The organism is Cedecea selenatireducens (assembly GCF_042138895.1).
Taxonomy (GTDB): Bacteria; Pseudomonadota; Gammaproteobacteria; order Enterobacterales; family Enterobacteriaceae; genus Cedecea; species Cedecea selenatireducens.
On sequence record NZ_JBHIKW010000006.1, the window covers coordinates 136,609 to 150,328 of the forward strand.

General features: G+C 58.8%; 14 protein-coding genes. 9 read left to right on the plus strand and 5 right to left on the minus strand.

Annotation, left to right across the window (positions count from 1 at the left end; genetic code table 11):
• Positions 1 to 12 precede the first annotated feature (12 nt).
• Genes ACE38U_RS11965 through ACE38U_RS11980 form a run of 4 tightly spaced genes read left to right on the plus strand, consistent with a single transcriptional unit; the run spans position 13 to position 4,463 of the window.
• Positions 13 to 1,518, plus strand: a complete 1,506-nt coding sequence (locus ACE38U_RS11965; RefSeq protein WP_176981378.1) for a sugar ABC transporter ATP-binding protein — start codon at positions 13 to 15, stop codon at positions 1,516 to 1,518.
• Positions 1,515 to 2,504 carry an ABC transporter permease gene (locus ACE38U_RS11970; RefSeq protein ID WP_375529808.1) on the plus strand — a complete coding sequence of 330 codons (990 nt, stop codon included), beginning with the start codon at positions 1,515 to 1,517 and terminating at the stop codon, positions 2,502 to 2,504. Before ACE38U_RS11965 ends, ACE38U_RS11970 begins: the two co-directional genes overlap by 4 nt.
• Positions 2,504 to 3,511, plus strand: a complete 1,008-nt coding sequence (locus ACE38U_RS11975; protein WP_038473877.1) for an ABC transporter permease — start codon at positions 2,504 to 2,506, stop codon at positions 3,509 to 3,511. Before ACE38U_RS11970 ends, ACE38U_RS11975 begins: the two co-directional genes overlap by 1 nt.
• 7 nt (positions 3,512 to 3,518) lie before the next feature.
• On the plus strand, positions 3,519 to 4,463 hold the full coding sequence (locus tag ACE38U_RS11980; protein ID WP_375529809.1) for a carbohydrate kinase family protein: 945 nt from the start codon (positions 3,519 to 3,521) through the stop codon (positions 4,461 to 4,463).
• Positions 4,464 to 4,496: 33 nt separating this feature from the next.
• Here ACE38U_RS11980 and ACE38U_RS11985 read toward each other — a convergent pair whose 3' ends face one another.
• The 3 genes from ACE38U_RS11985 to ACE38U_RS11995 are packed head-to-tail and all read right to left on the minus strand — an operon-like array spanning position 4,497 to position 7,673.
• Positions 4,497 to 5,525, minus strand: a complete 1,029-nt coding sequence (locus tag ACE38U_RS11985) for a 2-hydroxyacid dehydrogenase (RefSeq protein ID WP_375529810.1) — start codon at positions 5,523 to 5,525, stop codon at positions 4,497 to 4,499.
• Positions 5,522 to 7,018 carry an FGGY-family carbohydrate kinase gene (locus ACE38U_RS11990; RefSeq protein ID WP_375529811.1) on the minus strand — a complete coding sequence of 499 codons (1,497 nt, stop codon included), beginning with the start codon at positions 7,016 to 7,018 and terminating at the stop codon, positions 5,522 to 5,524. Before ACE38U_RS11990 ends, ACE38U_RS11985 begins: the two co-directional genes overlap by 4 nt.
• Positions 7,019 to 7,061: 43 nt before the next feature.
• Complete coding sequence (locus ACE38U_RS11995; protein ID WP_038473865.1) at positions 7,062 to 7,673, minus strand: methylthioribulose 1-phosphate dehydratase; 612 nt, start codon at positions 7,671 to 7,673, stop codon at positions 7,062 to 7,064.
• A gap of 251 nt (positions 7,674 to 7,924) precedes the next feature.
• On the opposite strand from ACE38U_RS11995, the gene folE2 reads away from it, so the two are divergent.
• The 5 genes from folE2 to ACE38U_RS12020 are packed head-to-tail and all read left to right on the plus strand — an operon-like array spanning position 7,925 to position 12,178.
• Positions 7,925 to 8,854 carry a GTP cyclohydrolase FolE2 gene (gene folE2 / locus ACE38U_RS12000; RefSeq protein WP_176981362.1) on the plus strand — a complete coding sequence of 310 codons (930 nt, stop codon included), beginning with the start codon at positions 7,925 to 7,927 and terminating at the stop codon, positions 8,852 to 8,854.
• A complete protein-coding gene (locus ACE38U_RS12005) occupies positions 8,844 to 9,404 on the plus strand; it encodes an LbetaH domain-containing protein (RefSeq protein WP_038473860.1) in 561 nt (186 codons plus the stop codon). The genes folE2 and ACE38U_RS12005 overlap by 11 nt, the downstream gene beginning before the upstream one ends.
• Before the next feature lie 26 nt (positions 9,405 to 9,430).
• Positions 9,431 to 10,204, plus strand: coding sequence for an ABC transporter ATP-binding protein (locus tag ACE38U_RS12010; protein ID WP_255483328.1), 774 nt, complete (start codon positions 9,431 to 9,433; stop codon positions 10,202 to 10,204).
• Positions 10,205 to 10,223: 19 nt separating this feature from the next.
• Complete coding sequence (locus tag ACE38U_RS12015; protein WP_176981379.1) at positions 10,224 to 11,180, plus strand: ABC transporter substrate-binding protein; 957 nt, start codon at positions 10,224 to 10,226, stop codon at positions 11,178 to 11,180.
• Positions 11,180 to 12,178 (plus strand): FecCD family ABC transporter permease, encoded by a 999-nt coding sequence (locus ACE38U_RS12020; RefSeq protein WP_176981364.1) that lies wholly within the window; start codon positions 11,180 to 11,182, stop codon positions 12,176 to 12,178. Before ACE38U_RS12015 ends, ACE38U_RS12020 begins: the two co-directional genes overlap by 1 nt.
• A 94-nt stretch (positions 12,179 to 12,272) precedes the next feature.
• Here the strand turns inward: ACE38U_RS12020 and ACE38U_RS12025 are convergent, their stop codons facing one another.
• Both ACE38U_RS12025 and ACE38U_RS12030 read right to left on the minus strand, forming a co-directional pair.
• The gene (locus ACE38U_RS12025) at positions 12,273 to 13,061 is read right to left on the minus strand and encodes an SDR family NAD(P)-dependent oxidoreductase (RefSeq protein ID WP_375529812.1); all 789 of its coding nucleotides are present in this window, start codon (positions 13,059 to 13,061) and stop codon (positions 12,273 to 12,275) included.
• Positions 13,062 to 13,234: 173 nt separating this feature from the next.
• A complete protein-coding gene (locus ACE38U_RS12030) occupies positions 13,235 to 13,684 on the minus strand; it encodes a winged helix-turn-helix transcriptional regulator (RefSeq protein WP_176981380.1) in 450 nt (149 codons plus the stop codon).
• Positions 13,685 to 13,720 lie beyond the last annotated feature (36 nt).

The following is a 13,720-nucleotide window of genomic DNA, read 5'->3' on the forward strand; positions in this document are numbered from 1 at the left end:
CGCGGTCTGGTAATGGACCGCATCAGTAAGCGCTTTGCCAATGTGACCGCGTTAAACGCGGTCACGCTGACGATTGGCCCAGGTGAAATCCACGGGCTTATCGGTGAAAATGGCGCGGGCAAATCCACCTTAATTAAAATTCTTGCCGGGGTTTACCAGGCCGATGGCGGCACGGCCACGCTCGACGGCGTCCCGCTTCCGCTTGGTAAGCCCGCGGCCATTGAGGCCCAGGGAATACGCGTTATTCATCAGGAACTCAATTTAATCCCACACTTTACCGTGGCCGAGTCGGTGTTTCTGGGGCAGGAATATCGCCGTGCCGGTGGGCTGCTGGACAGCCGCCGTATGCGGCAGGCCACGAAAGACTTTTTCCTCCGCACCTGGCAGCTGGAGCTCGACCCCGATCGCCTGATCCGGCAGCTGAGCCTTGCCGAACGCAAGCTGGTGCAAATTGCCAGAGCGCTGATCGACGGCGCGGCTAAGCTGGTGGTTTTTGATGAACCTACGGCCCCGCTTGAAGCTCATGAGGCAAGCCTGGTGTCCGATGCGATACTGCGGCTCAAAGAGCAGGGCATCGCCATTCTTTACATCTCCCACTACCTCAACGAAATCGCCGCGCTGTGCGATGCGGGCACCGTGCTGCGCAACGGTGAAGTGGTGGGCTATCCGGATCGTGAAGTACTGCAAAATACCGATGCCGTCATCCACATGATGGTGGGCAGAGAAATCGACAGGCTTTATACCCCCCGCGAACATGAGGCTGATGCCCCGGCGGGCGAGCAACCTTTGCTTGCCGTGAGATCGCTTTCTGACGGGCAGCAGCTGCAGGACATTAGCTTTGAGATCCGCAAAGGCGAAATTGTTGGCGTGGCGGGGCTGCTGGGCGCGGGGCGGGACGTGCTGGTGGATACGCTTTATGGGCTGAATACGGCGAAAAAGGGCGAGATAGTGATAGAGGGGCGACCACGCCGAATCCGCTCGCCGCGACAGGCTATCCGGGCCGGTATGGCGCTGGTGCCGCGTGATCGCCGTCATCAGGGGCTGATCCTGCCGTTTTCGGCTACCGATAACATTAACCTTGCGTCGCTGCCTGACACGGCAACGTTTGGCTGGGAGCACCGCTCACGGGCGCTGAAAAAAGCCCGGGACTGGATTGAGCAACTGAGTATTCGCCCAGGGGTCCCGGAGCTGCCGGTGCGCTTTATGAGCGGAGGGAATCAGCAAAAGGTGATTCTTGCCCGCTGGCTGGGTACCGACGCCCGGCTGTTTATTCTCGATGAGCCAACGCTCGGCGTCGACATTGGCGCACGCAGCGACATTTATCAGCGCACCCGTCAGCTTGCCGAACAGGGGCGTTCGGTGCTGGTTTCTTCCAGCGACGCGACCGAACTGCTTGGCCTGTGCGACCGTATTCTGGTGATGTGGCGTGGTGCGCTGGTGGCGAATTTACCGACCCAGGGGCTGACGCTTGACGCGCTGCTGGCGACGATTAACGGTGGGCAGGAAAATCCGCTATGAGGACTGAAATTCGTCGTTTTGCGACACGCCGTTCCGTCGCGCTGTTTGAAAAATTCCCGCTGCTGCTGTTTGTCGGCCTGCTGGTGTGGTTGAGCATTCAGTCGCCGTGGTTCCTGAGCTGGCAGAACATCAGCCTGATGCTGGTGCAAAGCGTTCCGCTGGCTATTCTCAGCTTCGGCCTTGTTTGCGTGATTGCTGCCGGGGGAGATGACGTCGTCTCCGGCGGCATAGACCTTTCGCTCCCGGCCATCGCGGTGTTTGGCGTGGCGCTGCTCAGCCTCGGTATGACCGAGTGGTTAACGCCATGGCCGCTGTTATTGCTGCTGGTGGCGGCCCTGAGTTTGCTGTGCGGGGGGATTAACGCGCTGCTGGTACTCGTCGCCGGGCTGCCGCCGCTGCTGGCCACGCTCTCTACGTCGGTGGCGTTTACCGGCCTCACCGATCTGCTTACCGGGCAGCGCCGGATTAGCGTCAGCGACCCGCTGATGGTGGCGTTTCGCGACGGAAGCGTGCTGGGCGTGCCCTATGCGCTGGTTTATCTGCTGTTGGCGTTCGTTGGCTTCCAGCTTTTGCTGCATCACACCCGCTTTGGCCAGCATTTGCAGGCGACGGGCGGCAGCAAAGATATGGCGCAGATGTCCGGGCTTAACGTGCGCCATCTGATCCTCTCGTCCTGGCTTATCGCCGCCGTTGCGGCGGGTCTGGCAGTCTTCCCGCTGCTGGCTCAGGGCTCGGGCAGCTCCAGCGGAACCGCCACGCCTTTGCTGATGGAAACGGTGCTGGCCACCTTCCTTGGCGCGGCATTTTCACGCCGCCGCGTAGTCACCGTTTGGGGGGCGCTGCTGGGGGCTATCCTTGTCAACGCTTTGTCTAACGGTCTGGGGCTGCTGGGGGTAAATATCTTCTGGGTGGGCGCCATTAAAGGCGGACTTATTCTCGTGGTGCTGGCGGCTTCTGCCCTGCAGCAGAAAGGGGCCAATAAATAATGAAAGTTTTTTCTGCTCTGGCGGCAACGCTTCCGGCCGGTGAGTCCGGGAGAAAACCACTGGCCTGGCTGTCGCGCGCGGGCTTTGCGCTGGTCACGCTGTTTTTTATCGTCCTGTTCAGTTGGTCTAATCCGGTCTTCCTGACGCTGGATAACTGGAGCAATTTGCTTCAGGGCAGCGCCATTCTGCTGATTGTGGCGCTGGCGATGACGCTGATTGTCAGCGCCGGCGCGATCGATCTTTCCGTCGGCGTGGCTATCGACTTTGGCGCCATGCTGGCCTTGATTGCCCTCAAAACCTGGCAGCTTCCCTGGCAGGTGGCGGTGCTGTGCGCCCTGCTGGGCGGCGTGATGATAGGCCTGGTTAACGCTTTTCTTATCCTTGCCTGCCGCATCAAGCCGTTTCTGGCCACGCTCGGTACCTGGTTTATTGCCAGCAGCGCCGAGCGTATTTATACCGACGGCGGCGGGGCGATTTCCTGGCGGCGCATGGCCCCGGAATATCATGATTTAGCGGTGGGCAATGTTTGGGGGATCCCCACGCCTGTGCTTATCGTGCTGGTGGTCTGGCTGGCGGCCTGGCTGCTGACCGAGCGAACGCTGTTTGGTAAGCGGGTACGTGCGATTGGTCAAAACAGCGAAGCCGCACGCATCGCCGGGATAGCCGACAAGCGAACCTTGTTCTGGGTGTTGATTGCCGCCTCGGCAATGTGCGCCGTCGGCGGCATTATTTTGTCCGCCAACCTGCGCCAGTTTACGCCGCTCGCCGGGCAGTCTTACCTGATGGATGCCATTGCCGCCGTGTTTATCGGCACCGCATTCCAGCGGCAGGGGCGCGTCAGCATGGGCGGCACGCTTGGCGGCGTGCTGTTCCTGGCGATTATTGATAACGGCCTGAACCTGATGGGGCTGAACTACCTGGTGAAAGACGCTCTGGTGGGCGTGATTCTGGTGGTGGCGCTGGCCGTTTCCTTCTGGCAGGCTCGCCTGCGTCAGCAGCACCGGTGAGGGCGCTATGAGCAAATTTGATGCCGTTTTTGTGGGCCTGACCATCCTTGATATCGCTGGCCGCCCGGTGGTGGAGATCCCACCGGGCGGCGGCGTGCAGTTTATCGAGCAAATCCGCCTGAACCCGGCGGGGACAGCGGCCGGGGCCCTGGTGAACGCCGCTAAACTGGGGATTCGTACTTCAACCGTGGCCTGCCTTGGCGAGGACGAAAAAGCCGAATTTATTCTGGGCAGCTATCGCCGGCTGGGCATTGACCGTTCGCTGATCCAGCGCACGTCACACAAAGAAACGTCGGCGACGATTTTGCCCATTCGCCCCAACGGCGAGCGGCCCGCGCTGCACTGTCGTGGCGCGTCAGACGAGCTTTTCGTCGCCGAGACCGATTTCGATAAGGTGCTGGACACGCGTTACCTGCACCACGGCGGCACCGGGCTGCTGGCGGCCATGGACGCTGGCCAGAGCGTCCGTTTGCTGGCCGCGGCGAAAGCGCGGGGCGTCATCACCAGTTTTGATTTAATCGCCCCTGATGAAAATACGCTGGCGTTATTACGCCCGCTGTTGCCGCATGTGGATTATTTTATGCCCGCGCTCGAAGAAGCGGCGTTTATCTCCGGGCTGGAGGAGCCGGCAGAGATCGCCGATTTTTTCCTCTCGCTGGGTGCCGGATGCTGCATTTTTAAAGACGGAGTGCGCGGCTCCTGGCTGTTCAGCCGGGAGGAAACACACCTTATCCCGACCTATAGCGTGATTGCCAGCGACACAACCGGCTGTGGCGACAGCTACTGCGGAGGGTTTATCGCTGCGCTCGTGCGGGGGCTTTCCGTAAAAGAGGCCTGCAGGGTGGCTTCCGCAACCGCTGCGCTGGTAGCGACCGGATTAGGCTCCGACGCTGGCGTGGTGAACTGGGAACATTTGCAGGACTTTATGGCGACCACGCCTTTGCTGGCGTAATAAAAAACAGGCCTTTACGGCCTGTTTTTTTGGTTAGCGCCAGGCGTACAGCAGCGGCTCTCCGGCAACAAAGCGCTGAAGATCGGCGGCAATCATCGCGGTGTGCTTCTGGATGCTCTCGCGGGTGGCTCCGGCGATGTGCGGCGTAATAATGACGTTATCCAGCTCGCTGATAAACGGATGGTCGCGCCACAGCGGTTCCTGATGGTAAACGTCCAGCGCCGCGCCGCCGAGTGGCCCATGGCGTAAGGCTGCGATAAGATCGGCTTCCACAACCACGGAGGCGCGGGAGGTATTAATCAGCTTCGCGCCCGGCTTCATGCTTTGCAGCAGAGACGCATTGACCAGGCCCTCGCTGTGCGGCCCGCTGCTCAGGTGCAGGCTAACAATATCTGACTCGCGGAACAGCGCTTCCAGCGTGGTTTTATGCAGGCCTGGCTCGTCGATATCCTCGGCGGCGACAAACGGATCTACCACCAAAATATTCATCCCGAAAGCGCGGGCAATACGCGCCACGCGGCGGCCAATATTGCCGTAGCCAATCAGCCCCAGCGTTTTATTCCGCAATTCTCCGCCCTTAAAAACTTCGTACGGGCTTTCCGGGCTAACGTCCCACACCACGTCTTTGCGCAGGCCGGACTGGGTTTGCTGCTCGCTTTGGTTTTCACGGGTAAATTCCCCGCGCTTAAGGGCCGCATGCGACTGCGGAATGTGGCGCATCAGGCCGAGCATCAGGCCTAGCGTGAGTTCGGCTGCGGCATCGGCATTACGCCCCGGCGTGTACAGCACGGTGATGTTACGTGCCCGAGCAGCCTGAACGTCAATGTTGACCGGGTTAGCGCGGGTGCAGGCGATAACCTTCAGGTCAGGGCAACTGTTAATCACTTCGGCGGTAATGTCGTCATAGCTGGTGACAATCACCCCGGCGTCATGGGCTAAGTCGATAATCTCTGATGTCTGAAGCTTAGGTTTGCCGATGGCCCAGCCCTCGACAACCAGCTCGCCTAGCTGGCTAAAAGGTTCAAGGCTGCCTGCATACTCGGCGGTAAAGACGATTTTCATTGTGCATTATCCTGAGAGAGACTTTGTAAGGCCTGGTGCCTGGCCTGCCAGACCGGCTGGAGCTGTTCGCGCAGCAGGCGGAATACCGGGAACAGCGCCCGATAGGCGGCATGGGCCTGAGGCTGGGGCAGATAACGGGTTTGTTCGATAGCCGGATAGCGTTCCAGCGCGCCAACGCTGCGGGCGGCAAGCAGCGCCGCACCCCGGGCGCTGAGTTCATTAAAGTGGCTGGCGATGACCGTGCGCCCGGTACAGTCGGCGATAATTTGCAGCCAGGTGGCGGAAGCTGCGCCGCCGCCGGTGAGATACAGGTCGCCTTCGCTGGCATAGCCCGTCAGCGAATCCACAATGGCATAGGCCAGCCCTTCAAAGACGGCACGCTGAAGCGCCGCGCGGGACGTGTGCTGGTCGACGCCAAAGAACCCTGCGCGGGCGGTCGGGCTGTAAAACGGGGCGCGTTCACCGTTCAGGTAAGGCTGCCAGAAAACGCCGCCGCTGCCCGGTGGAATAGCGGCAATCTCTTTTTCCAGCGCCACTAAGTCTGGCGTCAGAGAAATGTGCTGCTGCAGCCAGTCGATGTTTGGCGTGCCGGCCTGCATCGGGAACAGGTTAATAAAGCTGCCCCGTTCTGTATGGGTCACAAAACGGGTGCCGCTGCTGACGGTTTCTCGCCCGTGGCAAACCACGCCCGTGCAGCAGGTAGTGCCGAGAATGGTGTAAATATCGCCGTCATGAATCGCGCCGCAGCCTAGCGCGGCGCTGCATACGTCCAGCGCGCCTGCTGCAACCGGCGTCCCCGGCGGCAGGCCGCAAAGCAGGGCGGCGGCTTCGCTTAAGCTGCCTGCCTGGGCGTCAGGGCGAAGCAGGGGCGGAAAACGTGTTTTCAGATGATCAATACCCAGAGCCTGCAGAGCGAAATCGGAAATCTCGCCGGTTGACTGGTTCAGCAGCGAAGCGCTGGTATCGGTCAGCTCAAGGGCGGCAACCTGGGTCAGGCGAAAGCGAATCCAGTCCTTGGCGAAGAAAATATAGTCGGCGGCGGCCAGGCGTTCGGGCTGATTTCGCTTGAGCCAGCAGAGCTGCAGGCTGGTGTTACAAGGCTGTAGCTGAGAGCCGGTTTCATCGAACAGGGCTTTGTCCAGGTCCGGGGACTGCAGAAGTTCTTCCATCAGCGCCCGGCTGCGGGTGTCGCTCCAGAGTATACCTGGGCCAACCGGATTACCGTTTTTGTCGCTCAGCCAGACGCCTTCGCCCTGGCCCGCCAGACCGATTGCTTTGAGTTTGCCCTGTTGTAATGCCGGGCTGTCGGCCACTTCCCGCAGCGTTCGCACGACCGACTGCCAAAGTTGCTCCATGTCCTGCTCGGCGTAGCCCTGAGGGGAAAGGGTTGGCGAGGTGTTTTCCGCCGCGCTGGCTACCGCATGGAAATTGCTGTCAAACAGCACGGCTTTTACCCGCGACGTGCCGATATCAATACCCAGGAAATACTCCATACCGCAAGCCTCACGCTATCGAACAGAAACAGGAATACGACGGTTAATCACGCTCGTACAGGCGGCGCTGCATTTCGCATTCAAACAGGAATTCAAGCCCTTCGAGCTGGCGGCGCGCTTCGGCGACGTCTTTGCCCCAGCAGGTCAGGCCGTGGCCACGCAGCAGGAAACCGTATTTCAGGGGAGTCTGTTCGGCATGCTGTTCAATGCGTTTTGCCAGCGCGTCGATGTCCTGATCGTTATCGAAGATGGCAATCGGCACCGTGTTGAGGTGCGACTGCTGGCCGGTAAGGGTTTTTTGCATTTCATAGCCGCTGATGTTCAGGGCCGGGCCTTTCTCAATCCGCGACAGGACGGTGGCGTTCACGGTGTGGACGTGAAGCACGACGTTTGCCTCGGGGAAGAGACGATAAACCAGCGTGTGCAGCCCGGTTTCGGCAGAAGGTTTACGCCCCGATGGCGCCTGGTTGGTGGCGATATCTACCTGAAGAAAATCCTCGCTGGTCAGGCTGCCTTTGTCGCGCCCGGATTCACTCAGCCAGCACCACCCGGCATCCTGACGAATGGACATATTGCCGCCGGTTGCCGGGGCCCAGCCCTTAGCGCCAATCCAATGACAGGTGGTGACCAGTTGCGCGAGTCTTTCTTGCCACATACGGTATTCCTCAATGCTTTTTAGTTTGACTGTCTAGCCGTCTAAATGGCTGTTTACATGATGCTATCATTGTGTGAACAGACGAGCAACACTTGCCGGGCGATAAGATATATCGAGTCAATCCGCGGTTTTTCACCGAGTTTTCTCCTGTTAGTGGGCGTTTTTTCCCTGGAGGGAAAAAGAGTCGCTTTGCATCGCTGATTATTGTTATGTTATAACGTAACAAATTAACGATAAGATGACGCATTCCTATGACGGTAACCCCGGCGCTTTGCCCCAAAACCCTGCCTGATATTCAGTCACTCAGAGGCCACGAATTCGACACGGCCCTGTCCTGGGTCGGCATGGAACAGATCGATCTTCCGGTTGAAATTGCCGGACGCCCGCTGGCGGCGAAAGTGAATGCTGGCATTAATCTGCTCAGCACGCCGGAAGCCGAGAAGGGGATCCACATGTCCCGACTTTATCTGCTGCTGGATGAGTTAACTCAAGGTGAGGTTACGCCTGCCACGCTGCGAAATTTGCTGGGTAAATTTCTGGTTTCTCACCAGCGCAGCAGCAACCGCGCGAGCGTTGAAATCTCGGGTGAGCTGCTGCTGTCCCGCCGATCTTTAACCTCTAATCACTTTGGCTGGAAGGCTTATCCCATCCGCGTGCAGGCCGAGCGTGGAGAAACGTTTACCGTCACGCTGCGGGTCGGGATCCCGTATTCATCCACCTGTCCGGCATCGGCGGCGCTCAGCCGCAATCTCGCCCAGCAGCAGTTTCAGCGGGACTTTGCCGGGCGAAGCGACAGCATCTCTGTTGAAGAAATGATGGCCTGGCTGGGCGAGAAGGGGATGCCGGGCACGCCCCACAGCCAGAGAAGCTGGGCGTGGGTTAGCTGCCAGCTGAAGCCGGATGTTGCCACGCTGCCTTTTCTGGAGCTTATCGACCGCAGCGAGGCCGCGCTTGGAACGGCGGTGCAGACGGTGGTTAAGCGCGGCGATGAGCAGGCTTTCGCCTGGGCAAACGGGCAAAACCTGATGTTTTGCGAAGACGCCGCCCGCCGTTTGAACAAGGCAATGCTGGACGCGCCTTTTAGCGCTGCTTTTAGCCTCCGGGTTGAGCACCAGGAAAGTCTCCATGCTCACAACGCGGTGGCTCGTATTCACTGGACAGGAAATCACCATGCTGCGTAAAAACCCCTCCGGCCACCTGCCACAGGTCTCGACCAAAGCTTACATAGACCCTACGGCGGTCATTTGTGGCCGGGTCATTATTCATGACTATGTGTATGTCGGGCCTTATGCGGTGATCCGCGCCGACGAACTGAACGCCGAAGGGGATATGGATCCTATCGTTATCCATTCCCATTCGAATATTCAGGACGGCGTAGTGATTCACTCTAAAAGTGGTGCCCCGGTCACTATTGGCAGCGGCACGTCAATCGCTCACCGGGCAATTGTCCACGGCCCTTGTCGGGTCGATGAACGCGTATTTATCGGCTTCAACAGCGTGCTGTTCAACTGCCACGTACAAACCGGCTGCGTCATTCGGTATAACGCGGTGGTGGATGGCGTTACGCTGCCGAAGCAAACCTATATTCCGTCCACCGAACGCGTGGGGCCGGAGTCTGATTTAGCCCAATATTCACGCGTTGACCCTGCCTCGGTGCAGTTTTCAGAAGAGGTGGCGAACACCAACGTCAAGCTGGTGGAAGGCTACCAGCTGCTGCGCAATGAGTTCTGAGTATGCCTCTTTCATCCTCGAAAATTATGCCCGAATTAAAGGTTGCCCTGCGGTCGATTGCCCGTCCGCAGGGCGAGTCCTGGCCGGTAGCGATAAATTTTCAGCTGCTTAAAGGCGAGCGGCTCACGGTGATTGGGCCCAACGGTAGCGGCAAAACGTCGCTGCTGCGGGCGCTGAGTCAGGAGCTAAAGGTTGAAGGGGAGATAACGCTTGCGGGTCGCCCCTTAAATAAGCTCAACCCGCTGCTGCGGGCAAAGCTGGTGGCGGTCATGTCGCAAAACGATCTCCCTGATTTGCGCCTGTCCATCGAAGATTATGTCGCGCTGGGGCGGCTCCCGTTTGCCCGGGATATGCCTGAGCCAGAACACCGCTGTATTGTCTGTGGGGCGATGAAAGAGGTTGGTGTTCTCGGGCTGCGGCATAAATCGCTGGCCTGCCTGTCCGGTGGTGAACGGCAGCGGGCTATTCTGGCGCGAACGCTGGCGCAAACTTCACGGCTGCTGCTGCTGGATGAACCGACCAATCATCTTGACCTGGCGGCAAGAGAAGAGCTGCTGATGCTGGTGAAAGCTCGCGGTACTACGGTTATCGCCGTCCTGCACGATCTCAACCTGATTGAAGGGTTTGCCGACAAGGTGCTTATTTTGTCTGCGGGCCAACAGCGGGCTTTTAATGCTCCCGAAGCCGCTCTGAATACCGAAACCCTTCGCCCCGTCTTTGGCCTCGATAGCTTTACCGTGGAGCATCCCGGCCAGCAAGGAAAACGAGTCCGTTTTTTTGAATCTTCACGCCACCAGTAAACCTTCAGGGACCGCTATGATGTTAAAAATTGCCTCCGGCATGCTGCTTGTTTTTGCTTCCTCCGCGGCTTTGGCCTCGGGGTTCCCCGTGACCATTACTAGCTGCGGTAAACCCGTGGTATTCACCTCGGCGCCAAAGCGGGCGGTGATCAACGATCTGAACATGTCGGAGATGGCTTTTGCGCTCAACCTGCAAAAGCAGATTGTAGGCCTCACCGGCATTTCCGGCTGGTACAAAATGACCCCCGAGTTTAAGCAGAAAATGGGGGCTATTCCCGAACTTGCGCCGAAATATCCCTCGCTTGAAACGCTGCTGGCCGCCGAACCCGACTTCTTCTTTGCCGGCTGGAATTACGGCATGAAGGTGGGGGGCGACGTCACGCCCCAAAGCCTTGCGAAATACGGCATCAAAACCTTCGTGCTCAGCGAAAGCTGCGCGATTTCCGGCGAGAGCAAAGCCAAAGCGACGATGGACTTGCTCTATAACGATGAGCTTACGCTTGGTAAAATATTTGGTAAGCAAGAGGCTGCGCGGAAGCTGGTTGATGGCTGGCAAGCGCGGCTGGCGGCACTCCCTAAAGCGAAACAGGGTACTCAACCGCTGAAAGTCTTTGTCTACGACTCCGGTGAGGATAAGCCGTTTACCAGCGGAAAATACGCCATGCCGCAGGCCATTATTGAAGCCGCTGGCGGTAAAAATGCCATGGAAGCGCTGGATACCAGCTGGGGCACTACGTCCTGGGAAAGCGTTGCGGCGACTGAGCCGGACGTGATTATCCTGCTGGATTACCAGAACGGCGGCGGCGCTGATTCGCTCCGCCAGTTCCTTGAGCGCCACCCGCTGATGAAGCTCACCCCGGCGGTAAAACAGCATCGCTACCTCAAGCTGCAGTACGCTGAGCTAACGCCCGGCCCGGCAAACATTGCTGCTGTAGAGAAGCTGGCCAACGTGCTGTATGCGAAAGCTCCACGGTGATGCGGATGGCCTCTCGTTATGGCCGGGCCACGAGCCTGGCCGTGTTTCTGATAGTACTTTTTGCGGCGCTTAGCCTGACTGAGGGCGCTGTCCGGCTGAGTCTGCATCAGGTGGCAAGCGCGCTGCAGCCCACGGCGACGGACGTTTCCCCGATGATTCGCGGCATTGTGCTTGATATCCGGCTCCCAAGAACGCTGCTGGCCCTGATGACCGGGGCGGGGCTTGCCGTGGTCGGCGCTTTGCTACAAACCGCCACGCGCAATGAGCTGGCGGATCCTTTTTTGTTCGGGCTATCTTCCGGCGCTTCTGCCGGGGCCGTGCTGGTTTTTACCCGCTTTGGCGACTTCTTCGGCGCCTGGACGCTGCCGGTGGCGGCCTTTTGTGGCGGGCTGCTCTCTTCCGTTGCGGTGTTGTCTTTGTTCCAGCTGAAGCGCGAGCGGGGGCCGGAAACGTTGATTATTTGCGGGCTGGCCATCTCCTTTTTGTTCGGCGCGTTAACCAGTTACCTGATTTTTGCCGGCGATCAGCGCACGGCCAGCTCGGTGTTGTTCTGGTCGCTCGGCGGCCTGGGGCTGGCACGCTGGGACAATCTGGGCTTTGCGCTGGCCGGACTTTTGCTGCTGGCCGCGTTTTGCCTGCTGCGGTGGCGCTCGCTTGACGGGCTGCTGGCGGGCGATCGCACGGCATTTTCGTTGGGTATTAACGTTAACCGTCTGCGCACCGAGATCTTCCTGTGCTGTGCCTTTTCGACCGCAATTTTTGTGGCGCTGACCGGCGTCATCGGTTTTGTCGGGCTGATGGTGCCGCATCTCTGCCGACATTTTTCGGCAATCAGGCACGTGTGGCTTTTGCCGTTGTGCGCATTAGCGGGGGCGAGTTTACTGTGCGGGGGCGACATCGTCAGCCGGGTGCTGGTCGCGCCGCAGGAGCTGCCCATCGGCATTATTACCGCAGGCATTGGTGGGCTGTTTATTGTGGTGATGGTTGCCCGACGCTAGCGTTCGCCGGGTTTAAACAGATCTTCTATGTAATGCATCAACGCTCGCCAAAGTATGCACAGGGCAGATGCCGCCTAACATCTGCCCTGAATGATTAACGGGCGTAGCGCGGGGCGGGTTTATCGACTCCTGCCGCATCAAACATGGCCTGCGCCGTCGTGGCGTAGGTTTCCCAGAGGCTGAGATCGTGCAGCGGCGGAATAGTCACCGCTTCGCCGCTGTCCAGCCCAACCAGAGCTGAATCCACCAAATCTTCGACTTTCATCACCGCTCCTTCCGGCAAAGAGTCCATCTGGACGCCTGCCCGGTCCCAAATTTCCGTTGCCGTAGCCGCCGGTAATACGGCCTGAATGCGAATGCCGGTGCCGGCGGCCTCGGCCTGCAGAACCTTCGTCAGGTTCAGGACATAACCCTTGGTGCCGCTGTATACCGCGCTTCCTACCCAGCTCTGAACCGCCAGAATAGAAGAGATATTGATCAGCGTGCCGCTGTTTTTGCTCTGGAAATTGATAAGCGCAGCGTGGCTCAGACGGGTTAATGCCGTGATGTTCAGCGCGATCAATGCCTGGTGTTGCTCCGAGGTGGCGGCGGTGAACGGCGCGCTGTGCGCGGTACCGGCGTTATTAACCAGCACGCTGATGCGTGGATCTTTAAGCGCTTCTTCGACTGCGGCAATATCCCGATCGTTAACCAGGTCCGCCTTTAGCGTGACCACGGTAATGCCGTGCTGAGCCTCAAGCTTCGCGGCAAGATCGCGCAGGCGATCTTCGCGCCGGGCAACCAGCAGCAAATCAAAACCTCTGGCTGCAAAACGATCGGCATAAACCGCACCAATACCGGAAGACGCGCCGGTAATCACCGCGACGGAACGAGAGTTAGCCATAAAACACCTCATAAGAAATAGAGTAACGTTGATTTGGTTTCATTATGAAACCTTGTGGAAAATGTAGAGGTAATGGTTTTATTATGCAACTAATTTGCAGGTTGTTTTTTCGTTATGCGCAGGAATTGGTAAAGAGGGAATTGCTAAGCACCTGAACAACAGGTGCTTACTTGTCAGGAGGCATGGCGTGCCCGAGTGACGATTTCGCCCGGCTGCAGCTCGCGGCCGTCTTCGGCCTGCAGGGTTAGCTTGCGGATGGGGCGATGCTGCTGGCTGTCTACCAGCACGCTGCGTGTCTCATCCTTGGCATACAGATTTTCGCAGCCCCACTGGGAAAGGGCGGCCAGCACGGTTTGCAGCGCCCGGCCTTTCTCCGTCAGCACGTACTCGCTCCAGGCGCTGCCGTCCGAGGCCGGGCGAAGCTCAAAAATGCCGTTGTCGACGAGCTGTTTGAGGCGAAGGGTCAGCATATTTTTGGCGATGCCGAGGTTCTTTTGGAATTCACCGAAGCGAGACATGCCGTTCAGCGCATCGCGCACGATAAGCAGTGACCACCAGTCGCCGATCACGTCCAGCGTGCGGGCAACCGAACAGACGCTGTCTTCAAGGCTTTTACGTTTCATCATTCCTCCTGGTGGGATCTACAGGTTCTATTATAA